The sequence below is a fragment of the Mucilaginibacter pedocola genome, from assembly GCF_002013915.1.
Classification (GTDB): domain Bacteria; phylum Bacteroidota; class Bacteroidia; order Sphingobacteriales; family Sphingobacteriaceae; genus Mucilaginibacter; species Mucilaginibacter pedocola.
The window spans coordinates 902,357-928,095 of the sequence record NZ_MBTF01000001.1 but is presented as its reverse complement, the minus strand read 5'-3'; the positions used below and the strand labels follow the sequence as shown (position 1 = coordinate 928,095).

20 protein-coding genes are annotated in these 25,739 nt (G+C 46.4%); 12 read left to right on the top strand and 8 right to left on the bottom strand.

Annotated elements, in window-relative coordinates; genetic code table 11:
- Positions 1–61: 61 nt before the first annotated feature.
- Complete coding sequence (locus BC343_RS04200; RefSeq protein ID WP_078346446.1) at positions 62–1,393, bottom strand: sensor histidine kinase; 1,332 nt, start codon at positions 1,391–1,393, stop codon at positions 62–64.
- Positions 1,394–1,580: 187 nt separating this feature from the next.
- Between BC343_RS04200 and clpB the strand changes: the two genes are divergently transcribed.
- The gene (gene clpB / locus BC343_RS04195; RefSeq protein ID WP_078346445.1) at positions 1,581–4,172 is read left to right on the top strand and encodes an ATP-dependent chaperone ClpB; all 2,592 of its coding nucleotides are present in this window, start codon (positions 1,581–1,583) and stop codon (positions 4,170–4,172) included.
- Between the two features lie 288 nt (positions 4,173–4,460).
- Here the strand turns inward: clpB and BC343_RS04190 are convergent, their stop codons facing one another.
- Positions 4,461–5,660, bottom strand: coding sequence for an MFS transporter (locus tag BC343_RS04190; RefSeq protein ID WP_078346444.1), 1,200 nt, complete (start codon positions 5,658–5,660; stop codon positions 4,461–4,463).
- Positions 5,661–5,849: 189 nt separating this feature from the next.
- Here BC343_RS04190 and BC343_RS04185 point away from each other — a divergent pair, with 189 nt between their 5' ends.
- Entirely contained in the window at positions 5,850–6,281 is a 432-nt protein-coding gene (locus tag BC343_RS04185) for a CBS domain-containing protein (RefSeq protein ID WP_078346443.1), read from the top strand.
- A gap of 8 nt (positions 6,282–6,289) precedes the next feature.
- On the opposite strand, the gene BC343_RS04180 is transcribed toward BC343_RS04185, so the two are convergent.
- Positions 6,290–8,167 carry a PAS domain S-box protein gene (locus BC343_RS04180; RefSeq protein ID WP_143822053.1) on the bottom strand — a complete coding sequence of 626 codons (1,878 nt, stop codon included), beginning with the start codon at positions 8,165–8,167 and terminating at the stop codon, positions 6,290–6,292.
- A 178-nt stretch (positions 8,168–8,345) separates the two neighbouring features.
- Between BC343_RS04180 and BC343_RS04170 the strand changes: the two genes are divergently transcribed.
- The 4 genes from BC343_RS04170 (at position 8,346) to BC343_RS04155 (ending at position 13,347) form a co-directional block, all read left to right on the top strand.
- Positions 8,346–8,810 carry a DoxX family protein gene (locus BC343_RS04170; RefSeq protein ID WP_078346440.1) on the top strand — a complete coding sequence of 155 codons (465 nt, stop codon included), beginning with the start codon at positions 8,346–8,348 and terminating at the stop codon, positions 8,808–8,810.
- A gap of 91 nt (positions 8,811–8,901) precedes the next feature.
- Positions 8,902–9,351, top strand: a complete 450-nt coding sequence (locus BC343_RS04165) for a hypothetical protein (RefSeq protein WP_078346439.1) — start codon at positions 8,902–8,904, stop codon at positions 9,349–9,351.
- 188 nt (positions 9,352–9,539) lie between these two features.
- Positions 9,540–12,029, top strand: a complete 2,490-nt coding sequence (locus BC343_RS04160; protein ID WP_078346438.1) for a TonB-dependent receptor plug domain-containing protein — start codon at positions 9,540–9,542, stop codon at positions 12,027–12,029.
- A 25-nt stretch (positions 12,030–12,054) separates the two neighbouring features.
- Positions 12,055–13,347 (top strand): carboxypeptidase-like regulatory domain-containing protein, encoded by a 1,293-nt coding sequence (locus BC343_RS04155; RefSeq protein ID WP_162276813.1) that lies wholly within the window; start codon positions 12,055–12,057, stop codon positions 13,345–13,347.
- A gap of 282 nt (positions 13,348–13,629) precedes the next feature.
- On the opposite strand, the gene BC343_RS04150 is transcribed toward BC343_RS04155, so the two are convergent.
- The 5 genes from BC343_RS04150 to BC343_RS04130 form a co-directional block, all read right to left on the bottom strand.
- On the bottom strand, positions 13,630–14,769 hold the full coding sequence (locus BC343_RS04150; protein WP_078346436.1) for a DUF1624 domain-containing protein: 1,140 nt from the start codon (positions 14,767–14,769) through the stop codon (positions 13,630–13,632).
- A gap of 268 nt (positions 14,770–15,037) precedes the next feature.
- Positions 15,038–15,994: an amidohydrolase family protein gene (locus tag BC343_RS04145; protein ID WP_078346435.1), complete on the bottom strand. Its 957-nt coding sequence runs from the start codon at positions 15,992–15,994 to the stop codon at positions 15,038–15,040.
- Between the two features lie 80 nt (positions 15,995–16,074).
- Positions 16,075–16,866 carry a polysaccharide deacetylase family protein gene (locus BC343_RS04140; protein ID WP_078346434.1) on the bottom strand — a complete coding sequence of 264 codons (792 nt, stop codon included), beginning with the start codon at positions 16,864–16,866 and terminating at the stop codon, positions 16,075–16,077.
- Positions 16,847–17,854: a glycosyltransferase family 2 protein gene (locus BC343_RS04135; RefSeq protein ID WP_078346433.1), complete on the bottom strand. Its 1,008-nt coding sequence runs from the start codon at positions 17,852–17,854 to the stop codon at positions 16,847–16,849. The genes BC343_RS04140 and BC343_RS04135 overlap by 20 nt, the downstream gene beginning before the upstream one ends.
- The gene (locus BC343_RS04130; RefSeq protein ID WP_143822052.1) at positions 17,851–19,089 is read right to left on the bottom strand and encodes a glycosyltransferase family 87 protein; all 1,239 of its coding nucleotides are present in this window, start codon (positions 19,087–19,089) and stop codon (positions 17,851–17,853) included. The genes BC343_RS04135 and BC343_RS04130 overlap by 4 nt, the downstream gene beginning before the upstream one ends.
- A 311-nt stretch (positions 19,090–19,400) precedes the next feature.
- Between BC343_RS04130 and BC343_RS04125 the strand changes: the two genes are divergently transcribed.
- The 6 genes from BC343_RS04125 to BC343_RS04100 all read left to right on the top strand — a co-directional run bounded on the left by BC343_RS04125 (position 19,401) and on the right by BC343_RS04100 (position 25,647).
- On the top strand, positions 19,401–20,090 hold the full coding sequence (locus tag BC343_RS04125) for a class I SAM-dependent methyltransferase (protein WP_078346431.1): 690 nt from the start codon (positions 19,401–19,403) through the stop codon (positions 20,088–20,090).
- A 117-nt stretch (positions 20,091–20,207) separates the two neighbouring features.
- A complete protein-coding gene (locus tag BC343_RS04120) occupies positions 20,208–21,323 on the top strand; it encodes a glycoside hydrolase family 130 protein (protein WP_078346430.1) in 1,116 nt (371 codons plus the stop codon).
- A 255-nt stretch (positions 21,324–21,578) separates the two neighbouring features.
- Complete coding sequence (locus BC343_RS04115; protein WP_078346429.1) at positions 21,579–22,130, top strand: hypothetical protein; 552 nt, start codon at positions 21,579–21,581, stop codon at positions 22,128–22,130.
- Positions 22,131–22,305: 175 nt separating this feature from the next.
- Positions 22,306–23,241, top strand: a complete 936-nt coding sequence (locus BC343_RS04110) for a hypothetical protein (RefSeq protein WP_078346428.1) — start codon at positions 22,306–22,308, stop codon at positions 23,239–23,241.
- Between the two features lie 15 nt (positions 23,242–23,256).
- A complete protein-coding gene (locus tag BC343_RS04105; RefSeq protein ID WP_078346427.1) occupies positions 23,257–24,804 on the top strand; it encodes a phosphatase PAP2 family protein in 1,548 nt (515 codons plus the stop codon).
- 39 nt (positions 24,805–24,843) lie between these two features.
- A complete protein-coding gene (locus BC343_RS04100) occupies positions 24,844–25,647 on the top strand; it encodes a hypothetical protein (RefSeq protein WP_078346426.1) in 804 nt (267 codons plus the stop codon).
- Positions 25,648–25,739: the final 92 nt, after the last annotated feature.

Genomic DNA, 25,739 nt, shown 5'->3' with positions numbered 1-25,739 from the left:
TGTGTCGATAAATGTGACAAGCTTTTGTACAAATGAACTAATTAACAACTGAACCAATGAACTATTCAGCCTGCGGCAATTCTATCACAAAGGTGCTTCCTTTCCCTTCAATACTTGTTACGCTTATCTTCCCGTTGTGGCCTTCTACAATGTCTTTCACAATGCTGAGGCCTATCCCGGTAGATTGTTCGCCTTTCAGCCCTGTACGCCCTGCACCGCTGAAACGGTCGAATATTTTGGGGAGCATTTCTTTGGGGATGCCCAGGCCATGGTCAACCACCTTAATAATTACACGCTCTTTTATGCGGTTGAGGTGTATCTCAACCTTGTCGGTCTCTTTAGAGAATTTAAGGGCGTTGCTTACCAGGTTATCAACTACCCGCGGGAATTTCTCGTGATTGATGAGCGCATGAACGCTTTTTACATCGCTCACCAATACTACTTGGCTTTTGCCTTTTAAAGTGATGCGCCAGGTATTTACAATGCCTTGTAAAAAGTGGTTCATCTCGGTGCGGTGGGTATCGAAATTGGTATTGCCGTCGTTTTTGGCTGCTTCCAGCAGGTCGTCAATAATGGTGCGTGCCTTTACGCAGCTGTCGCGCATCATCGTCAGGTTCTCCTGGGTTTCCTCATCAGGGTCTTCCAGTTCCATCATCATGGCAAGTGATTCTACCGCTGCAATAGGGTTACGCAGATCGTGCGCGACGGTGCCCAGTACCTGGTTTTTGAATTTATTAGCTTTTTCGATTACGGCGTTCTGCTCGCGTATCTCTACAATTTGGCGGTAATAGCTGGCCTTGTAGGAGAAAAAGTAGCGCGATGTCAAAAAGAAGCCCGATAACAATATCATCGATATCATTTGGTTATAGGTCATCTCCGTAGCATCGGCCTGGGCATGGAAAAGCAATATAGTGAACAGTACCTCGATGCTTACCAGAAGTATGATCACCTCGTAATATTCGAACACAAAAAGTACGCTGATCATACTCAGCGCCAGCAGGTAAAGTGTGAGGGCGTTGCTCGGGTCGGCAGTGGCTATAAAGCTGGAGTACATACCGCAAACGATAATGTACAGCGAAAAAAAGAACACGAACAGGGCCATACCCGCCGAGCCGCGCTTGGTGTTTTGAAACGTGCCTATCAGCAACTGGCTGCCCAAATAAAAAAAGGGTGTTACAAAAATGTATATCCAGTTGGTAAAGCTAAATTCGGGAAAGTTTTGGGCCTTGGTTAAACTCTCCGGGAAAATGTGGTACAATATCCTGATGATCACATTCAACAGCAGGAAAATGCCGCTGGCCGTGCGCACGCCAAGCAGGTTTTGGTATGTATAGTAATTGCGGTAAGCATTGCTATACTTTGGCGGGAGTTTAGAGAAATAATGCGTATCCAAGGTTCAATCAGTAAGGGTTCACCAAAAATAACATTTAGCAATTAAAAAAAACAGCTTTTGAGTTAAAGCGGTACAAAATGGCTGAAAGCAACAATTTTACTTGTCAATTTGGCTGTTCGCAGCAAAACTAAATGTCAATATTTCCTGTATCGGTACATGGCAACAGATTTGATTATAACTGAGTACTATGAATTTTAACAACTTTACCATAAAAGCACAGGAGGCCGTGCAAAAGGCTTCCGAAATAGCAACCGGCAACCAGCAGCAGGCCATAGAAACTGCGCACCTGCTAAAGGCATTGCTTTTGGTTGATGAAAACGTAATAAGCTACCTGTTAAAAAAACTGAATGTTAACATAAACAGGCTTAACGATACGCTGGATACGCAGATAGCTTCTTACCCTAAGGTGAGTGGCAGCAATGTGTACCTGTCGTCGTCGCTAAATAGCGCTCTGCAAAAAGCGCAGGGCTACCTCAAAGAATTTAAAGACGAGTTTGTTTCGGTTGAGCATTTGCTGTTGGGCATTTTAGCCGCCGGCGATAAAACCTCAAGTGCGCTGAAAGACTTCGGCGTGAACGGGAAAGACCTGAAAAAAGCCATTATAGAACTTCGTGGCGATAACAAAGTTACCGACCAAAACGCCGAGGCAACTTACAATGCCTTAAACAAATACGCCCGCGACCTTAATGAGTACGCCGAAAGCGGTAAGCTTGACCCGGTTATTGGCCGCGACGAAGAGATTCGCCGTGTGATACAAATACTATCGCGCCGCACCAAAAACAACCCGATATTGGTTGGTGAGCCCGGAGTAGGTAAAACCGCTATTGCCGAAGGTATAGCCTTCCGTATTATTAAAGGCGATGTTCCCGAAAGCCTGAAAACTAAAACCGTTTTCTCGTTGGATATGGGTGCACTGGTAGCCGGTGCCAAATACAAAGGCGAGTTTGAAGAACGCCTGAAAGCGGTCATAAAGGAAGTTACCCAAAGCGATGGTGAGATCATCCTCTTCATCGATGAGATACACACCTTGGTTGGTGCCGGCGGTGGCGAAGGAGCCATGGATGCCGCAAACATCCTGAAACCTGCCCTTGCACGTGGCGAACTGCGCTCGATAGGCGCTACTACCCTGAACGAATACCAAAAATATATTGAGAAAGATAAAGCACTCGAACGCCGTTTCCAAAAGGTAATGGTGGATGAGCCGGATACCGCCGATGCGATATCTATCCTGCGTGGATTGAAGGAGCGTTACGAAGCACACCACAAGGTGCGTATTAAAGATGAGGCAATTATTGCTTCGGTAGAAATGAGCCAGCGTTATATTTCCGACAGGTTTTTGCCTGATAAGGCGATAGACCTAATGGATGAAGCAGCTTCAAAACTACGCATCGAAATGGATTCGGTACCCGAAGCGGTTGATGAGCTGGAGCGCCGTATTATGCAGCTGGAAATTGAGCGTGAGGCTATTAAGCGCGAAAAAGATGAGCGCAGGGTTGCCGAGTTAAGCGAAGAAATTGCCAACCTGGCCGGCGAGCGCGATTCGTTACGTGCTAAATGGCAGGGCGAAAAAGATATTGTTGATGGCATAAACCAAAAGGTTGAGCAGATAGAGAACTACAAACTGGAAGCCGAGCAGGCCGAGCGTGCCGGCGATTACGGTAAAGTAGCCGAATTGCGCTACGGTACCATTGTACAGGCTCAGCAGGAGGTTGAACGACTAAAAGCTGCCCTTGCCGAAAATAAGGACGATAGCCGCATGCTGAAAGAGGAGGTTACTGCAGACGATATTGCCGGTGTGGTAAGCCGCTGGACAGGCATCCCCGTAAGCAAAATGGTGCAAAGCGAACGCGAAAAATTGCTTCATTTGGAAGAAGAGCTGCACAACCGTGTAGCCGGCCAACAGGAAGCTATTGAAGCCATTAGCGATGCTATACGCCGCAGCCGTGCAGGTTTGCAAGATAAACGTAAACCAATAGGTTCGTTCATCTTTTTGGGTACTACAGGCGTTGGTAAAACAGAGTTGGCCAAGGCATTGGCCGAATACTTGTTCAACGACGAGAACTCGATGGTGCGTATAGATATGAGCGAGTACCAGGAACGCCATGCGGTATCCAGGCTGATAGGAGCGCCTCCGGGCTATGTGGGGTACGATGAAGGCGGCCAGTTAACCGAAGCCGTGCGCCGCAAACCTTATAGCGTGGTGCTGCTGGATGAGATAGAAAAAGCTCACCCGGATGTATTCAACATATTGCTGCAGGTGTTGGACGACGGGCACCTTACCGATAACAAAGGCCGTGTGGTGAACTTTAAAAATACCATCATTATCATGACTTCGAACATTGGCTCCAACATTATCCAGGAGAACTTCCAGGATTTTGAAGACAGCAACAAAGAGCAGGTGATAGCCAAAACCAAGAACGAACTGTTCAACCTGTTGAGGCAAACCATCCGCCCAGAGTTTTTGAACCGGATAGACGAGATCATCATGTTCACCCCGTTAAGCCGCGATGAAATAACCGATATTGTGAAACTGCAATTTAAACAGTTGCAAGCCACACTGGCCGACTTGGGTATCACTATCGAAGCATCGGAAGAAGCATTAGACTGGCTGGCTCAATTGGGTTACGATCCGCAATTTGGTGCACGCCCGCTAAAACGTGTGATACAGAAAAAGATAATGAACGAATTATCTAAACAAATACTGGCCGGCAAAGTAGACCGCGACAGCAAGATAAAACTGGATATGTTTGATAACAACTTTGTGTTTATGAATTCGTGAGTTAGTGATGAGAGGTTGAAGGTTAGTGAACGCGTTTTGTGAGCAGGAAAACCCTTTAGCCGCATAAACCAAAGTTTAGAATATAGTTCAGAATGAGAGCCGCCCGTTTTTACGGGTGGCTTTTTTTGTTTGATGTCCTGCCCGAAACGTCATCCTGAACTTGTTTCAGGAACCCATCATACGAGCCACAAAGCATTGCTGCAATGCATTACAGTAACCTGCCGTGTGGGGTGCCGAAATTAATTCGGCAAGACGTGGGTTCAATTGTGCGGCAGCGGAAATATCTTCTTACGCCAACACCTCATTCTCCACAGCTTCTTCCTTCTTCACAGGTTCGCGGCGCATAAACATGTAAGCAATGGCTATTACGGTAACTGCTGCAGTAGCGTAGATGATGGTGGGCACGTGCACCAGCACATCTTTATAATACCAGCCGGCAAACAATGCGCCTAAACCAATACCCGCTTCCAGTGAAATATACATGGTGGCCACTGCCTTACCGCGATGGCTTGGCTGGCTCATATCTATCGTCCAGGCGTTGAGGGCGGGAGAGAGGATACCCTGCGATACACCATAGCATACCGCACCAATCATTAGCCCGGGCACAGAGTGTGCATACGCAACCACCAGCAATGCCAAAACCAATAAGCCCAGGCCAACTTTTATAACCAGTATGCGCCCGTATTTATCAGAAACCTTGCCCGCCACAAACCTAATGATGAGCGAAGCACTGGTGAACACCATAAAGAACAAGCCTTTATTGGCAATTCCCAGGTGCTGGCTCCAGTCGGGTATTAAGGTGAGCATAGCGCCATAGGAAAGGTAAGATAACAGTGTAACAATGGCCGCCGGCAACACTTCAACCGCAATAATATCCTTACGCGATATTTTAAACATATCAATATTGAGGCGTTCGCGGTTTTGCAATGTTTCTCGCATATTCATTAGTATCACTATCGAAAGCAATGCGAATACAGAGGACGAGTAAAACAACGTATTAAGCGAGTGCGACATTCGTATAGCACTGCCAATTGCGGGCCCAACCGCCATGCCGGTGCTGAAGAATAAACCGTGCATTCCCAATGCCTCGCCCCAGCGTTCTTTAGGTACCAGGTCGGCTACGTAAGCCGAAGTTGCTGTAGGTTTAAAGCCGGTAGAGAAGCCGTGTATCAACCGCAGGAACAAAAAGCCTGCAACAGTACTGAGCAAAGGGTATAAAAAGCCGCAAATGAAACAAACTATCGAGCCTACGGCCATTACGGGCACGCGCCCTAATCTATCAGTAAGCCTGCCACTGAATGGGCGCGATATACCGGCCGTAAGCGTAAATAAGGCAATAATAAGCCCTTTATATTCGCCGCCGCCCATGCTGCTGAGGTAGGCGGGCAACTCCGGTATCAGCATATTATAACTTGCCGAGAACAACAGCGAACTTAGGCACACCAACCCGAATTGAACATTATAGATAGAGGTGGCGGGTTTTGTCATGAGCGCGGGAGGGATTTAATGGCGCGCAAGTTAAAACTTCTGTACTAATTAACGCAAGGTGTTCTCTCCCAATTTCGGATATTGAGTGTTGTAACCTCCAATATTATTTTTATTTATGAGGTATAAGCTATTGTTTTCTAAATAGTTATTTGTAACTTCATAAACCCAATTATAAACCTTTTATATTTTATGAAGAGCGTAAAACACATCTTAGCCCGTAAGGGGAGTGCGGTTATTGCCGTGCCCGCAACTACCACAGTATTTAATGTGCTGCAATTAATGGCCGAAAAAAACATCGGGTCGGTAGTGGTTACCGAAGATGGCAACTACCTTGGCCTGGTTACCGAACGCGATTATGCCCGTAAAATAATACTGATGGGAAGGCACTCCGACGATACCACTGCCGGCGACATTATCAGCAACGATCTGCCCCATATCACGCCAAAAACATCTGTGGATGATTGTATGCTGTTAATGAGCGAGAATAACATCCGCTACCTGCCCGTATTTGACGATACCGATCACCTCTGCGGCATCGTATCCATTAACGATGTGGTGTACGAAACCATCCACTCGCAGCGCGAACAGATAGACCAGCTACATAGCTATATTCATCAATAAAACTTAAACTATTGTTTGGTAAGCAGCATTTGAGGCAACAGTATCAAAAACTCGGTACCCTCGCCTAAAATGCTGTTTACCGCAATGGTTCCGCCAAGGCTTTCCACCTGGGTTTTTATCATAAACAGGCCCATGCCTTTACCTTCTACGCTGGTATCAAAGCGTTTATAAAGCCCGAATATTTCTTCCCCATACTTAGAAGTATCAATGCCCCGCCCGTTATCGCGGTAGGTGATGGCAAGTTTACCATCCGTTATCTCAGTACTAATGATCACAGCAGGTGTAGCGCCCGGGTTGCGGTACTTTATGCTATTGACGATAAGGTTGTATAAAATGCTGTGAATAAAACTCTTCAGGGAGAATATTTCATCTGTTTCAAAAAAGGTAGTAACATTCACCTGCTCTTTTTCCATTAAATGCCCTATGCTGAAGGTGATATCCTTCACTATCTGCGATAGCGATATGGCCTCGATGTTTTCATTAGCGGTTTGGGTAATTTGCAGCACCTGGTTCAAATCAGAAATGATCTCATCCAGTTTACCTGCCGAGTGGCTGATACTGTTGGTTATTTGCAGGGTGTCTTCATCCTCGCTGCCCATAACCGATAACAGCGACGATAGCCCGATAATATTGGCCACCGGTGCACGTAGGTTGTGCGATATGATATAGGTGAACTGCTCCAATGCCTTGTTACGTTGCAGCAGGTCGGCAGTGATGCGTTCGCGCTCCAGTTCGTCCAGCTTTTGTTTAGTGATATCGCGCGAGAAGCAGGAGAGGCCTATCACCCTACCCGCCTCAATAATAGGGTTAATAGAATAACTCAGGAAAACACGCCCCGGCCCAAAGGTGTACTCATTTATAAATTGCTGGGCTTCGCCATCCAGGGCGCGGCGGTAAATGTTTTTCCACTTATTACCCATTTCGGCATCAAAGCCGGTGATAAGGTCAAGCGTACTCACACCTGTCTCCACATCAAAGCCATAAACATGCTTAATGGTGTTTTTGAATAGCTGGTTGTAGGTAATCACCTTCAGGTCGCGGTCAAGCGAGTATACCAGGTCGGTAGTGTTTTCAATAATGGCCGATAGGTTAGCTTCCGAGTGTTTTAAAGCGTTTTCGTGAGCCTTACGTTCGGTAATATCCGTAAGCATGGCCAAAGTGCCAATATACTTGCCATCTGTATCAAAAAGTCCGTTAGTGGCTACTATAAGGTGTATCAGATCGCCGTTCTTTTTTACAAAAGTGCTTTCGTGCGTTTCGGTGATGCCGGTTTTGCGCTCTTCGGCGCGGGCAATGGTGTAAAAAGGGTTTTTATCCTCTCTGAAATCTACATTACGCCTACCAATTATTTCTTCGGCAGGGTAGCCCAGTAACTCACAGGTTTTGCGGTTTACAAAAGTGGTTACAAAGTTCTCGTCAATTATCCAGATGCCTTCCTGCGCGGTTTCTACGATCTGCCTGTAGTTCTGTCCCGATAGCGCGAAGTGTTTGTCGCCGGTTTGTTTTTGTGGCCCAATGGCAGCCCTAACAGCAGCAGGCAGGCTTTCGGCAATATGAGCCATCGGGATAAAATCGTACGCGCCCTGTTTAATTGCCGCAACAATGGCGGGTGCAGGGTTTATAGCGGGTATATCGCCCAAAACAATTAAGGGCAGGGGCATACTGCTTTCGGTGAGCAGCAAAAGTGCGTCGGCAGGTCTTAATTCGGCAGCTTCGGAAGCCAGTATTACCTGCGGTGAAAAGTTTTGCAATGCGGTGAGGAAAGCCGGCTTATCAGCAACCGTTTTTATATCGCAAAAAAGCCCGGCATCTTCAAAAAGGCGGCCCGGCGATGGCGTAGGGCCATCGGCTTTTACAATATGCAATATCCTGATTGCTGAACTCACGGCTTATAGGGTATCGGCTAAGGTTGTTACACAATACTACGTAAAAACAATTGTAAAAGCCAAACGCAAAAACAGGTATTTCTACGGTTAAAAATCAAGCGTTTTTATTTGCGTTTTTCAATTTATTTATGCGTAACTTCATTAGTACCAATTATAAACATTAAAAACAGGAGGTAATATGAACATGGTGCAAAAAGTAGAGCACTGGGGCGATCTTCATCACCCGCGGTGGCTGGATATGGTGCGCATTGTATTAGGGTTGATCATTTTTAGTAAAGGCCTTATCTTCATCAGCAGCACAAGCGTGCAGCAAGATTGGATATTCCAGAACCGAACGTTCGACGGGCTTGGGTTGTTGGCCGTTGTGCTTATCCACGTTATTGCCTTTGTGCATGTAATAGGTGGCATGATGATAGCTGCCGGCCTGCTTACCCGCATGGTTGCTGTAATGCAGATGCCCATACTATTGGGCGCTATATTTTTTGTTAACAGCACACGCGGGCTAACATTCCTCAATACCGAGCTATGGCTATCGGTAGTTGTGTTTTTACTACTGGTATTATTTTGGATAGTAGGTTCGGGCAGGTTCTCGGCCGATAACTGGATCAGGATAAACAACGACCACCAGCATAAACAGCATTAACATTAACTGATCTATATTGAGAACCCGTATCGTGGCTGCGATGCGGGTTTTTGTTTTTATATTGGGCGCACCAAACCTATGCTGCCTAAATATGAAAACATCGTCATACATAATTCTTTTATCATTATTCATTTTGGCTTGCCGCCAACCGCACAAGCCTGGTGTTGTTAAAGCTGCGCCAATAACTGTCAAAAAACAAGCTGTTAAATCGGCCGGTTCCGACACGCTGCAAAGTGGTGTATCACCCGCCGTGTCGCGATGGTTCGATTCCATGGTGGTAGTTTATAATGCCAATACCAATAATCCTTTGGTGCGCACAGCCATTGCCGATAAAAACCTAAAAGAGGAGTGGCTGTTCGACCAGGAATTGCATGCCGATACTGCCAACTATTATGTGTACCAGGTTGGGCACGATGTGGCAGATACCGACGGCCGGCGTTTTGTTACCGATAGCTGGATATATGCAGATACCCTTAAGCGCATGTTGTTTGAGTTGCAGGCAGATGAGAAATTGACCGACTGGCGAGCAGTAAAGCCATAGCCGTTTAATGTATTACGATAAAACTGATACAAAAGCGCTAAATAATGATATAAATTAACCAATAAGCAAGCGGATATTTACGGCGCTTCAATAAGCAACCAATTGTTTATAACCAACATTAGTTTATAGCATTGCGCCGGCCGCCTTGCCGCCTGTGCCTGTTTACTAACCTTAACCTGTTCTGCCCAATGAAAAACGAGGTTGTACCTGCTGTGCTACGCCGGCTGCGGAAATTCCGTGCGGCTATTATTCCTGCTATGCTTTTATTATGTTTTGCATTTGTTTGGCGTGTCGATCCTGGTGATAAAATAGCTACGCTGCTGGCCGATTATTCCGCAAAATTCCCGCAGGAAAAGGTACACTTACACCTCGACAGGAATTATTTTGCCGCCGGCGATACCCTTAATTTTAAAGCCTATGTAGTTACCGCGGCGGATAACCATTTATCAGACACCAGCCGTGTGCTTTATATAACGCTTGCCGATACCACCGCCGGGTACAGCACCACACTGCAATACCCCCTGGAAGGGGGCACCGTGGCAGGTACACTTGAGCTGCCCGATAGCCTGAAGGCGGGCAATTATAACCTTACCGCCTACACCGGTTGGATGAAGAATTTTGGCGAGGGCTTTTTTTATCATGCTACTATAAGTGTTGGCCTGCTAAACGGCACCAATACCGCGCCGCAAAAAAAAACCACCGGCACGCCGCATATTTATTTCTTTCCGGAAGGAGGGAGCCTGGTAGAAAAATTGACTTCGGTAGTTGGGGTAAAGGCCATTGATGCCAATGGGAAAGGTATAGCTGCATCAGGCAGTATAGTTGACGAAAGCGGTAAAAGCATCACCACTTTCCAAACCGGTTTTGCGGGGATGGGCAGGCTGAACCTTAAGCCCGAAAGTGCACATAAATATTTTGCACTTATTAAGCTAAATGGCGGTGCCGAAACCAAGGTGCCATTGCCTGCCGCGCTGGCAACCGGCTATGTGTTGGCAGTTGATAATACCGATAAACAGCAAATAAAAGTAGGCATTAGCTATAGCGGCCCCGCTGCAACCCAGCCTGTTTTGTTGGTGGCGCAGGCCAATAACAAATACATTACATCGGCCACAGCCACGCTTGCGGGTAATTCGGCTTCGGTAGCGTTAAAACGCCGCGATTTCCCTACGGGAGTGGTGCAGCTAACATTGTTTGCGGCTTCGGGTGCGCCATTGGCAGAGCGTTTAATTTTTGTTAACCGCAACGATCAACTAAAGCTGAACGTAGCCGACGCAGCAACAAACGGCAGCCATAAGGTAACACTGGAAGCCACTGATGCCTTGTTGAACCCGGTAAAAGGCGAGTTTTCGGTGTCGGTAGTAGACCAAAGCCGGTATGCCGATAGTTTAAGCATGCCATCGATAATGGCCGATCTGCTGTTAACATCCGACCTTAAAGGTACCATAGAAAACCCAAACCATTATTTTAACGAAGGTGCAGCAGATGCGGCAGCCTCGCTTGATAACCTGATGCTTACCCAGGGCTGGCGCCGTTTTAAATGGGCAGATGTGCTGTCGCGCAAATATCCGCAGGCCCTGCATTCGGCTGAGAAAAACCAGGTTATATCCGGGGTGCTGTTATCAACCAAGGGTAAACCACTGCCCAACGGCAAGGTAATGCTGGTTGCCAAGGGCGATTCTGCTTATACCATTACTACCGTTGCCGATAGTATGGGCCGCTTTGTGTTTGATTTGCCTGTTACCCTGGCCGAAAGAAAGTTCTCTATCATCGGTAACTCGGCATCTGGAAGTAATTTGGTGAGGATTTTGCCCGATGCGCAAGACCCGGAGTACGAAAAAAGTGTTGTTCCCGGCTTTAGCGATGTAGGTATCGCAAACCGCCTTAGCAACTACCTAACTACCAGTAAGCAATACATTAAGGATGGTTTGCGCCTGCCGCCAAACGTAAGGCAACTGAAAGTGGTGGAAATTAAAGCGAAACAACCTACCCCAAGAGAGAAAGCCCTGGAAGCATCCAGCAACCTTAACGGGCCGGGTAACGCCGATCAGGTGGTGGATTATCACGATCTGGAGAATTGTAACCTGCTGGAAACCTGCCTGGAGGGTAAACTTACGGGCGTTTATTTTAAAACCGAGGTAGATAAAAATAGTAACGAGTTTAAAAAGATCCCGTACGCAACAGGCGGTATGGGCAAACGTATGTTGATAGTGCTCGACGGTGTACCCGTAGTGCCTCCAAACGAGTTGCGGTTGAATAATATCCCGGCCAGTAATGTGCAAACTATAGAAGTGCTGCGCACAGGCGCCAAATTGGTTATGTATGGCATGAATGCAAGTGGCGGCGCCCTGATAATTACTACTAAGCAAGGCGGGATAGATTATGGCGCTGTTGACCGTTATGGCCGCCGCCGCGACCCTACGGTAACTAACTTTGCCGTATATACTTACCCGGGTTACCATACCAGCCGCGAGTTTTATAACCCGCCGGTAAACGCTCAGCCACCGCAGAAAGTGAAACCCCGCGAAACCATTTATTGGAACGCCCGCGTAAAAACCGACGATGATGGCAAAGCATCTTTTGAATTTGCGACGGCTCCCGGTACAAAAAAGCTGGCCATTATTGTAGAGGGGCTTTCTGATGAAGGTAAAACCGGCTACGTATACAGCCATCAAAACTAATTGCCAACGCAAATTGGAAAATTGTATGAGAAAACTGTTGACCTTTATATTGCTTTTTGTTTGCGGCCGGGCCTTTTGCCAGCATCGCCTGCATGGGCGTGTAACCGACTTGAATGGCATGGCGCTCCCCGGTACATCCGTATTTATATCAGAATCTAAACATGGTACAGCTACCGATTCGCTGGGGAATTTTGTGCTGACATCTCCCGGCGGCGGTAACCTCAAATTGGTTGTATCACACGTAGGCTACGAAGCGCAGGTGAAGGCCATATCAGCAGATGCGGCCGATTCTACGCTTTTGTTTATGCTGAAACCCGTTAGTAAGCAGTTGAAGGATGTGATAGTCAGCTCGCGCGCTAATGATGACTGGAAACATTGGGGCGCCGCCTTTTTAGCCGCCTTTATTGGTAACTCGGCTTTTGCAAAAAACTGCACTATTGAGAACTACCGCGAAATAGGCTTTAAGTATGATAATGATGAGCAAGTACTAAACGCCTACACCTCGGTACCCCTTAAAATAAAAAACGAAAGCCTGGGCTACCTCATTACCATAAACCTGGTAGATTTTGTTTTGTACACCCCCGATAATGATGTTGATTACCAGGCTTATTATCTCTTTGAGGAAATGAAGGGTGATGCTGCCCAACAAAAGCTTTGGGAGCAAAACAGGCGCAAGGCCTATGCATTATCTATGATGCATTTTAGTCGGGCACTGTACGCTAATAAGCTGAAAGAAGAAGGTTACGAGGTGCGCCGCTTCTCAATGAAAGACATCCGCGAAAAAGAGCGCGTAACAAAAATATTTGCTGATGAACGCATAAAAAATGCCGACTACTTGAAGGATAAAGAGAATACCGAAGAACAAGTTACAATGTTGGTAGAAAAGCATTACGGCGCGGATTCGTTGGCGTATTATAGAAAGATGCTGGCCAAGCAGGTAGAAGATATTAAAATGAGCGCTCCTCTTAAACAGCCCGATATTTCGGCTAAAACAGAAGGTAATTTGTCGCTCAATTTTAAAGATGCCCTACAGGTAGTTTATAAAAAGATACGTGAGCCTGAGGAGTATTACACTTACCGTACCCAATCTTTAAAAAACATTCAAATAGTAAGCGTAGGCGGCAACGGCATGAATACCAGCCAGGCCTTGTTGCCACCCAAGCTATACCCCTTTACCGAAATGTGGCTCACCAACGGTACCCCGGTAGATATAAAAGAGAACGGACGCATAAACAACACCAACCTGTATATACATGGTTTTTGGGGTTGGTGGGAGAAAATAGCTACCAAATTGCCTTATGAATATTACCCGGATTAAGTTCGCCGGCATTTTTAAAAGAGAACTTTATAATACATATACTGCGCCGAACCTGATATTGCGCTCAAAAACCGGCATTGGCCTGTTCGGCAGCCACTACATTTGCTAAAGCATTACCTTTCAAAGAACAGGGCGCAGCCGGCAGTTTCTTTTGGTTACTTTTCTTTGCTGCCAAAGAAAAGTAACATCCACAAGCTTACATAAGCTGCTGCCTCACCTAACGAAGCTCAACAGAAATTCTCGCACCAAATCTATCGGGTTTCCTGATTCGCGTTTCTAATCTTATAAATACGACAGCCACCATTGCTTATGCCCGCGCTTGTAATTACCATACCATCGTGCCGGGAAGTACAACACAATTAATACAAACAGCCATAGCAAATAAACCTGCCACAGCGGGTGCCCAAAACCATCGGCCTGCCAAACCAGCGGGAAACCGGTTGATTTGAAGGGTATATCGTCGATGAAGATCAAAAGCACATTAATGAGGCGGATAAAAGCCATATGCCCTATGAAATAGGCGTATGGCACATTGCCAAACACCTCGCAAATGGCCGAAAAGCGGTTGCTGATATTCTCGGTAAGCGATAGCAAAACCATTACCGGGCCTAATGTCATGAGCAGGTATAACAGCGATGGTGTTTGTTTGGTGGTGTTTAAAAAAGAAAGTAGGGTATGGGCGGCATTGCGCTGAACGGCCCATGGTGCAGGGTCGCCGTATTGGTTAATATAGCGTAAGGCGATGAACAGCAAGGTTGCGGCAAGTCCGCTTAGTAACAATATCTTTCGGCGTTTGATGCCATTGAAGCCATTAGCATATAACTGCCCGAATGCATAGCCAAGCAATAACGGGCCCGCCCAGGGGATAAAGGCATAAAGCTCGAATATGGTATGTGTACTGCTTAGCGGTATAACCGCCGGGCGTGCCTTTAACAAAATGCCCGTAACGGGGTTATCGGGTAAAAGGGTTTCTGCAAGGTTGTGTCCGAAGATGATAACGAACCCAATAGTGCCAATGAGCCATACAGGTAAGCGTATTAATGCCGCCAGCAATATCATCCCCACGCCAATAGCCGCCAATACTTCCAGTGTAATGAACTGAAATTTGGGGTTGAAACTGAACAACAACGTAATAAAAACGAGGTCCGACACTACCAGCCACAGCCCCCGTTTGAGCAGGAAAGCACTTAGCTCGCCCTTACTGCGCCTTTGCCCGGCTAAATATGCCGAAACGCCACTGAGAAACACAAAGGTAGGCGCGCAAAAGTGGGTGATCCACCGCGTGAAAAACAGCACCACCGTGGTGGTTTGCATATTGGTTGGCTGCGATGGCGTATGCAAAAAATCGCGCACATGGTCCAGCGTCATGATGATCATGATGAGCCCGCGAACAATATCAATGGAGTGGATACGGTTTTTCATTTAAGCGATTAAGATAGAGAAAGTTAATTGCTTTGAAAAATAGTAACTCTGTAAAAAAAAAAGCACGGGTCAGGGTAATAGTAGTGCCGTATAACTCTCCATCACCATGCGTTCCTATGGAACGCCGCCTGGACGTTAAATTTTTCATGCGTCCCGAAGGGATGAAAAATGCTTCGTTCCATAGGAACGATTGGTTGGTAGGAAAAATGAACACATCGTTTTTTACGTTCCATAGGAACGTCTGGTGTAAGTTGTCGAATACGTTCTGCTACTCGGGTGAAGGGTTATTTAATACTTGCTGCACGAGAGGTTTCCCCAATTTCTGCTCTAATAAACTCACATAAGGCTTTATATCTATCAGCGGGTAATCGGTACCGAAGAGGATATTGCCGGTGCCAATTTCACTTATACGTTTTTTTAGCACGGCAATAGGCAAATCATCCTTACTTGCTTTTGCTTCCAAAACTGCACTTAGTTCCAAGTACAGGTTTTTGCGATGGGTCGGGCTTTGCTTTAGCCATTGGGCAATGAGTTTTAGGGCGGCGTTGGTTGGCCTATCGTACCCGCCCCAGCCTGCCATGTGCGCTATAATTACTTTGGTGTTTTTTGCGTAGGGCATCAAATCGTTCAGCAGCACCGTGGTATTAGTAGTACCGCTCCATTTTTTCGCACTGCGGAAGTGCACCAACAGCATCAAATGGTATTGGCTTGCAGCCGCGAAAACCTGTTTTAGTTTCGCTACATCTGCCTTATTCTGCAGGTTTACCTTGCTATTGGCAAAGTGCATTTTTAGTCCCGCAAAGCGTTTGCTTTCCCCGCAGCGTTTTATCTCCTCCAGCGCGTAAGGCTTCAGCGGGTTAATGCTCATAAAAGCCTTCAACCGGGTAGGGTAGCGCTTCGCCTCGGCAGCTATCCAGTCGTTCTGCCGTTTTACCACGGTGTATTCATCCTCCACCGGCGTCATCGGCGAACCAAACCAATAAGCATTAGACAATATCCAGGCCGACTGAAACTTTGCCCCATCCAACCGCTTAATAACGGTATCCGCATTCAAAACCAGCGAATCGATATGCTTAGGCGTTTCCTTAAAAGCCTTCAACATCCGGAAACCTAATTGTACAGTTTCGGAATCCTGGAGGTGGATGTGGTGGTCGGTGTATGTTTGGGCGTGTAGACTTATTTCGCCGAATGCAAGTGATATAAGAAGGATTATAATGCGCTTCATTAATGCAAAATAGTTATTTCGCGTGAAAAGAGTTGTGAAGAGTTGGCATAAGTTGGGCGCTTATATACTATTAACGGGCGCTATTGATGCAGTGTTTTGGCACCCTGCTCCACCCATTCTCCAATCCCCCCAAACACCAATCCTTTCCGCTTAAACCCAACAATCAAACTCTCCATCCTTTCCAACATCGCTTTACCACTATTCTTACTCACATATCCCGGAAAGCCAAAGCGCTCCTTATCGTGCAAGTCGGTGAATTCCCAGGGGTGGTAGTATAGGTTCAGGTAGCCGTCGGTTTTGTAAGTGCGGTGGCATAGGTGTTTGTACAGCCACATGGGGAAGTTGTGCAGGGCCAGCCAAAACAGGGGCAGGCGCAGCATGGGGCTTACCGATGCGGGAATTTGCAGTACGCCATCTTTCCAAAATGTGGTGCGCGATACCTTCAGGTTGTTGTAGCGGCCGGGCAGGTAGGTGGGGTTTATCGAGCTGTTGTAGTAATAGCCTGCTTTGTGTATTTCTTTTTCGTCAACGGGCATCATGCGGGCCATGCGGTAGCCGGTTACGGGTTGGCCGGTAATAGCTTCCAGTGCCAGTTTAGAGCTGAGCAAATGCTCGGGCTGAAAATCCGAATGGTAATAGCCGTGCGAGGCCACTTCGTGGCCTTCGGTTACCATGCGTTTGATGATGTCAGGCCGGGCAATAGCAAAGGTGGCCGTACAGAAAAAGGTAGCCTTTACCTGGTGCCGTTGCAGCATATCCAAAATAATCTCCGTACCCGTAGTGGATATACTTATCTGGTCGTCGAATGAAATTTGTTTGCCGTATTCAAACGGCATATCAAATTCCTCAACATCAAAACTCAACAAGATCATACTGGCGCTGGTTGATGCTGCTGCTTTCTACTACATAATTTGGCCTTAACTTGGTCTGCAGGAATATTTTACCCACGTAAATACCAATAATACCCATAATAATAAGCTGCAAGCCCCCTAAAAAGAATACCGACATGAGGATAGACGCCCAGCCCGCCGAAGCATACCCCACAATTGCATTACCCATGTAGTAGCTATACAATACATAAGGCAGGCATATACCCGTAAGGGTAGAGAAAGCAAAGCCCAAATAAACCGCAAAGTAAAGCGGGCGTATGCTGAACGAAGTAATACCCTGAAAAGCAAACTTGATCATCTTCACAAACGAATATTTGCTTTTGCCCGAGAAGCGCGGGTCGGCAGTGTAGTTGATGCCGTATTGCGAAAAGCCCAGCCATTTGATAATGCCGCGTAGAAAAGGATCTATCTCCTTAAACTGCAGCAGCGCATCGGCAACTTTACGGTCTATCAGGCGGAAATCGGCGGTGCCGGGTTCCATATTTATTTCGCTGAGGCGGTTGGCCAGCGCGTAAAACATATTAGAGGTAGTGCGTTTAAAAAACGAGCTGTCATCGGTAGAAGTGCGGCGGCTGTAAACAATATCGTATCCTTCTTCCCATTTAGATAAAAAGGCGGGAATCAGTTCGGGCGGGTGTTGCATATCGCCGTCCATGCAAATAACGCAATGGCCGTCGGCAAAGTCTAAGCCGGCTTTCAAGGCGTTTTGGTGGCCAAAGTTGCGGCTCAGTTTTATGTAGTGGATGCGGCCGTCCTGTGCGTTCAGGGTTTTCAGTACACGGGCGGTATCGTCTTTACTACCATCGTCCACAAAAATAAATTCGTAATCGTAGGGTTGGGTATCAAACACCCGGCGCAGCCCTTGTATTAAAACGGGCAGGTTTTTTTCTTCGTTAAACGCAGGCACAACAATCGAAACCTTTTTTTGAAGGTTGGCCGCTGCGGTTTTGCGTTGGTGGGGGTATCTCATATAGTTTGGTGGGTAGGATTCACGTTAGGGGCAGCCACACTTTGCGGCGATAGTAGTTGGTTGGCGGTCTTTTTAACCAGCAATTGACCTGTAATGGCGAGCCATACCAGCAGGCAGGGCAGCGCTTTAAGGGCATAGGGCAACATAAAATTAGTTTTAATATAGCCCGGGAAAATATCGGTGCGGAACAAGCTGCCGAAATATAAGGCAAACACAAATAGTACGATCTGCCATGTGGCATAAGGCCTTGGAGCCGAAATAAACCATATGGCAACGCCCGCAAAAGCAATAATATAAGTACACTGCTCAGACCCGGTGCTGAAAAGCACCACAAATAACAGGCACGATGCCAGCATCAGCAACCTCGTGCGTACGTCGGGAGCCATATAATTTTTAAGGTTTGATATGCCGAACAGCCCCAGCCCGGCAAGCAGCAGCGGTAATATATTTATCGGGTGCCCAACAATGCGGCGCATCATCCCCATAACAGATATATCTTGATTGGGGGCACCCATGCCGGTGTTTTCAGCGTTTTTAGCCACCAGCGAGTGGTACCAATCGGCATAACTGTTTACCACAAACAGCGGGCCGAAGAACAGCATGGGCAGCACAAACAGCACCGCGGCCCAAACCGCCATACCGGCTATAAATTGTTTCTTTTGTTTAGAAAGCAAAAAGAAAACCACGCCTATAACGCCGTAAAGCTTAATAAACAGGCCGAGCATGATGAAAAGTGTGGCCCAAAAATCTTTCCGTTTTTCAACCAGCACCCAGGTAAATATTAGTAGGGCGGCAATAGCACCATTGGTTTGAAACTCTTTGAGCGAGAGAATAAGTTCTTCGGTACAAATAATGCAGATGAGATTTTTTTGGAGGCTGGTTAATGGCAACTGCCTGATAGCCAAAAACAGGAACACAACATTGCAAACCTGCCACAGGTAAATACCAAAAGTCCCCAGCAGCGCAAAGGGCGCCATTATTACCGAGAATATGGGGCCGTAGTGGTTGCTGTCGCCGTAGTATTGCGGGTATTGTAAATACAAATTTTGCCCCAAGCGGGCATTAAAATAAGTGTATTTAAAAATGAGGTAATTGTTGATGGCGTGGTAGCCAATAAACTTATAAGTAAAAAAGACGGCGATAAGCACCCATGCGGATAGGGTGAAATATTTGGAGCCAATAACCTTGTAAAAAACGTTTTGCTGCCCGTTGGCCATTAGTGTACTGTTGTTCAATTTCACCCTATACGGAACGTTCCGGCAGAATGAAACAGGGGTTTTAACAATAGTTTAAATTAGTTACACCACAAAATTAACTTTTTTTTGTGATTTGTATTTTAATTGTTACAAAAAAATGCGACGACTCAGGTTGTTTAACAGTTGGGTATTTACTATGTAAAAGCTTCTGTGTGCGAGAATTATGCGCAGAGTAGTCTTAGGACTGATGGCTGCCGCTTCTTGATATGCCCGAAATAGCTAACGCGCGCCTAAGGCTTTATTTTCTTTAGTTTAATTGCTTTCTTTGGCGGATAAAATTCTAACTATTTGTGAAAGACGTTTTCGGTGCCGCCCTTTGGGATCATTATAAAAATAACCGCCCTGCCAAGCTTTTTATCTACAATAAATACGGGCCTAAGGAGGAAATGCCTGTTGAGGTTTACTTCCGTAGCGGCGATGCTATGCCCGATGCTGAACTCTTGGCCCTGAGCAGATGCTATGGCCGCGTGCTGGATATTGGCGCAGGGGCAGGCGGGCATGCTTTGTTACTGCAACAGCGTGGTTTAGATGTTACAGCGATGGATATATCGGCCGGCGCGGTAGATGTTATGCGCGAGCGTGGTGTAACGCAGGCAATAGTGCATAATATATTTACCTACAATGGAGAAAAGTACGATACCCTTTTATTGTTAATGAATGGGATAGGGCTTTGTGGGAATATTGAACAATTACGCGTATTTTTACAGCATGCCAAAATGCTCCTGAAACCGGGCGGCCAATTATTATTCGATTCATCTGATATTGCTTATTTGTACCAGGGCAACCTGCCGCAGGGTCATTATTATGGCGAGGTATGGTACCAGTATGGCTACAAGGGCCAAAAAACCGATTGGTTCCAATGGTTGTACATTGATGCTGACACGCTGATGCAAATTGCCGCCGAAGAAGGCTGGGCCATTGAGATATTGGATGAAGATGGAATGGATGGCTATTTGGCCAGGCTTATGGTGACCGAATAAGTGAGGAGTGGATAGCGGGAGCTAAAAATTCCCATCTTGAGAGGGGGCGGGTAGGACTGTGCGGCTGCAGGCGTGTGTTAGCCGGCTTTGCAAGCATTCGCTTTTTATGGATTAATTATGAGAACCACCATTTATAAAACCTTACAAACCCTTTGCCTGCTGGTTTTTACCACGGGCACTTTACAAGCACAAACCAAATTGCCCAACTGGGCATTTGGCCCCTTTGTGCGCCCCGCCGGTGTAAACCCATTGATAAGCCCCGATACCACCACTCGTTTTAACGACCCTATGTATAAACGTAGTGTTGATTGGGAGAGCAACGATACCTTCAACCCCGGGGCCACTATAAAAAACGGCAAAATATATATCCTCTACCGCGCCGAAGATAAATCGGGTGTGGGGATAGGGGGGCGCACCTCGCGTTTGGGCCTTGCCGAAAGCAGCGATGGCCTATCGGTAAAGCGTTCGCCGGTGCCGGTATTATACCCGGCTAACGACAGCCAAAAGCACTTTGAATGGACAGGCGGCTGCGAAGACCCGCGTGTAGCCATGACAGCCAATGGCACTTACGTAGTTTTCTATACGCAATGGAATCACGAGCTGCCCCGCCTTGGCGTTGCCACCTCTAAAGATTTGAAAACATGGGTAAAGCACGGGCCGATATTTCAAAAAGCCTATAATGGCAAATTCCATAAGATAGCCAGTAAATCGGCATCCATCATTACCAAACTGGTAAACGGTAAGCAGGTTATAGCCAAAATAAATGGCAAATATTGGATATATTGGGGCGAAACCGGTGTTTATGCCGCCACATCAACCGACCTGGTGAACTGGAAGCCGCTAATAAATAAAGACAGCACCTTGCGAGCTCTGATATCGCCCCGTAAAAACTTCTTTGACAGCGACCTTACCGAATGCGGCCCGCCGGCGGTTATTACCAAAAATGGTATTGTGCTTTTATATAACGGCAAAAATAACCCAACCTATGGCGATAAAAACTACACAGCAAATTCGTACTGCGGCGGGCAGGTAATGTTTTCGACTACCGACCCAACCAAAGCCATCGGTCGTTTAGATAAGCCATTTTTTGTGCCGAAGGAACCCTTCGAAAAAAGCGGGCAATACCCGGCAGGTACGGTGTTTATGGAAGGCCTGGTATATTTTAAAAGCCAATGGTTTTTATACTACGGCTGTGCAGATTCTAAGGTAGCGGTGGCAATTTTTAAGCCCTGATGATGTGCAAATGTGCATATTTTAGATGTGCAGATGATGCTAAAGGATGCACATATAGGATTTGAACATCCAAGAGATGCGAATCCAAGGATCCTAAAATCAAGCGAATCAAGATTCAGGAAAGAAAATCTGCACATTTGATCTCTCCGTAACAATTTAGTGCCAATACAATAATTGCGACGAAATGTTTGCAAATACAATTAATTAATATATTTTTACAAGCGAGATTATATACCCCTGATTGGAATAAATTTAGTGAAGAGGCTGTTTGCAATACTTTTATTAAGTGTTCACCTGTTTTACACAGGGGGGTATAGCCTTTTCTTCCAATATTTCATCAAACAGTCCGAAAGCCAAATAGTAAAGCAGATCTACGAAAACAAGGTAGATGCTACGCAACTGGTACAAATAAAAGTTCCTGTAAAAAATAAAAACGGGCAAAACTGGGCCGATTACAAAAAACTTGAAGGGCAGGTACAGCTTAAGGGCGGTTATTACAATTACGTTGGCGTAAAAATGACTAAGGACACCATGTACCTGGTGTGTGTGGCCAATAGCCTTAAAGCTCGATTGGTGAGTGCTAACCTTATTGTTGCCAAAAACATGAGCGATGTGCCGCTGAACAAAAAGGGTGCAGATGCACAGGTTAAAAAAGCCGCAGCCGGCTATGAATACCAGTTGCCCGCATCAAACTACAGCTATGTTGCTTTTTCTACAACTTTAAAAGGATACTCAAACCCTATATCTACAAAGTTAACCCATCCTTATATCGAATCTCCGGGCAAACCGCCCAATTTCGGCGCTTAATTAAAGTACTTCATCTTACTTATTGCGTACAATTCTATTACCTTTTCCTGCAAGCTGTTTTGATCTCGTGCTTGGGGTTTAATGGATAGTTTATATGTACCTAATATTTGATGCAGTTTCTAAAAAGCACCTATAAACGTTTTAACCAATTTAAATCTTCACTTTAATTTCTTTTATGAAACACTTTCTACAAAATGCCTACAGGTATTGTGTTGGTGTTGCTGCTTTTGTTGCCTTGTCACAAACAGTTTGTGCGCAAACAGAGAGCGATGCTATCATGATTCCAAAAAACTTCGTCTGCGTGGCCGGTATGTATGCCCATAACAGCTGGGACCACTATTGGGAAGGTACGCTAAAGCGCGAGAACCTTAACCTGGGTACCATCAGCAGCAATGTTTACAACGCCGGTGTAGTATACGGTTTAAGCAATACCATTAACGTTTCGGCTTTTGTGCCTTATATAACTACCAAGGCAAGTGCAGGTACGCTGCGCGGGCAGCGTGGTTTTCAGGATGTAAACCTGGCCTTTAAATGGATGGCCGTGCGCGAGCAAATAGGTACCGGTATATTAAGCGTACATGCAATTGCCACTGGTTCTATCCCGGTTGGCAATTACCAGGGCGATTACCTGCCGTTTGCTTTAGGTAGCCGCAGCAAAAGCGTTGCCCTGCGTGGTTTAATTAACTACCAGTACGGCAGGTTTTTTGTTGCCGGTGCAGGCCAATATATCCGCAGAAGCAATATTACTATCGATCGCGATTCGTACTACACTACCGAAATGCATTACACCAACCAGGTGGCTTTGCCAAACGCTACCAACTTTTTAGTTAGCGCCGGTTTCCGTAGCTTGTTGCTCAATGTTGAAGCTATCGCCACAAAATACACTACTTTGGGCGGTTTCGATATCACCCGCAATAATATGCCTTTCCCAAGTAACCGCATGAATGCTACAGCTGTTGGCGGTTTAATAAAATACATGCCGCAGCAAATAAAAGGCCTCGAGTTCACTATCGGCGGCAGCTATGTAACATCGGGCCGGAACGTTGGCCAAAACACCCAGCTCATGGGCGGTATCGATTATGTTTTTTCGGTAAAAAAGGAAAAGAATTAAGCAAGAAGAGAGATCATGAAAACAAGGATATTATATACTTCATTAATGGCGGTGGCGCTTTTTGCGTCATCGTGTAAAAAAGATATCACCGAGCGTAACCAGGAGTTACCGGCTTTAACTCCGGCAAACCCTGATTCTACCGCAGGCAGCTGGACCCCTATATTAACAGGTTCGTCAACTTTTACTGTTGCCTTGCCGGAAGCCAAAACCTCGCCTAATTATGTGGCCGATATTAATGAGATAAAAAGCTACCAAAAAAACCTAACCAGCGAACAAAAGGAAATTATTAAATATTGGAGCGCAGGCTCGGTGTTGCGCTGGAACGAGATACTACGCGAATTGGTTTCCAAACATAACCTGCCACCGTACCAAAATGATGATGGTACTTACCCATTCCCGAACGCGGCTAATCCTTTGGCATACCCGCTGTTTCCGTTCTCAAACCCACCATATGCTGCCCGTGCTTATGCGTATGTTAGCGCTGCCCAGTATGATGCATTAGTGCAAACATTTAAATATAAGTATAACGCGGCCTACCGACGGAAAGCGCCTTATGTTGATGATGCAAATGTGCAGGCTTTGATACCAAGATCGGCATTGCCTTCTTATCCAAGCGAAAATGCCGCCGTTGCAGGCGCTACCGCGCAAATGATGATATTGTTATTCCCCGGCGATCTGGACTTTATCCAAAAGAAAGTTGCCGAAGAAAAACTGTATCGTTTAATGTCGGGCGCCAACACCCGTAGCGATTGGGATGCCGGCGAAAGCTTGGGCAAGCAAGTTGCTAACGTGTTTTTAGCGCGTGCCCGTGCCGATAGGGCAGGTGCAGCAGCAGGTAATAAGGATGTTTGGGACAAGTTTGAAACCGATGCAAAAGCAGCAGGCAGAACACCATGGATAAGCCTTGAATTGCCACGCCGCCCGCCAATGTTGCCTTTGTTCCCCAATGTTAACCCCATTTTAATGCCTGCTGCCGATGTGGTTGCCGTGCGCCCGGCTGCACCTTTTAAAGAAGGTAGCGCTGAGTACGAAAAGGACATGACAGAGGTAATGGCTATGAGCGATAACCACGACCGCGAGCACGAGCGCATTGTAGCATTTTGGGCCGATGGTGTGGGTACAGTAACGCCTCCGGGCCACTGGAACAGCATAGCTGCCGAAGAGTTTGTGAAACACAATTGGAGCGAAGTACGCTGGGCACGCAACTTGGCCCTATTGAACATGGCCGAAATGGATGCCGCTATTGTATGCTGGGATACCAAGTACTTTTATTTTAACCCACGCCCAACACAAATGGTAGCGGGCATAAAAACCTTGACCGGTATACCAAATTTCCCTTCGTACATATCGGGCCATGCTACATTTAGCGGCGCGGCTGCCACGGTTTTAGGGTATCTTGTGCCGGAGCGCGCCACAGAGTTTATGGCTATGGCCAATGAGGCGGGTATGTCAAGGCTGTATGGCGGTATACACTACCGTAACGACTGTACTGTTGGTTTAGCAACAGGCGTTAAGGTAGGTACCTACGCTGTAAACCGCGGCAAAACCGACGGCGCTAACTAATAAATTTTATAAAAGGATAAGAGGAGAGAGGATATACTAATGAATACTTCTAAAACAGTGCACTATATTTTACGCATAGCCGTAGCCATGTGTTTTATTGGGCATGGTGCTTTTGGTATTATTACCAAAGAGGTATGGTGCAACTATTTTGCCGTATTTGGTATTGGCAAAGCAACGGCTTACACATTAATGCCCTGGGTTGGTGCCTTTGATATTTTGATGGGTGTTGTTATGCTGTTTTTACCGGTACGCGCCATTGCCTTATGGCTGGTGGTATGGGGCGTGTTTACAGCATTGTTACGCCCTTTATCAGGCGAGCCCGTTGCGGAGGTAATAGAACGTGCCGGCAATTTTGGTGCTCCGTTGGCTTTGTTACTGCTATCGGGCAAGGTGAAAAACTGGAAACAATTTTTTGTGCCGATAGATCCTTCAGTACAAGTGAGCCAAAAAACGATGGAAACGGTAAGCCACTGTTTGCAAATGGTTGTTTTTTTACTGCTGATAGGGCATGGCTGGCTAAACGTTATCGAGAAAAAGGGCTTGTTAAACCAGTACGCTTCGCTTGGCTTTTCGCAGCCGGGCAAAACCGCGATAATGGTGGGCGTTTTCGAAATAACGGCGGCTTTTATAGTACTCATAAAACCCATTCGCGCCATACTGCTGGTGTTCTTCGCCTGGAAAATAGCTACTGAACTGTTTTACCCAAAATGGGAGCTATTCGAGTGGATAGAGCGCGGCGGTAGCTATGGCGCTATATTGGCATTATGGGCGGCACTTAAACAGGTGCCATCAACATTTAGTATAACATCTCTCTTTAAAACAAATAAAAACGCACTAAACTAAACCAATCATAAACCCCGCAAAAAAAATGCGGGTTATTGCCGGCCAAAGCGTTGGCCGGCAGTATTTTACATTTACCATTTTAAGCCCTCAAA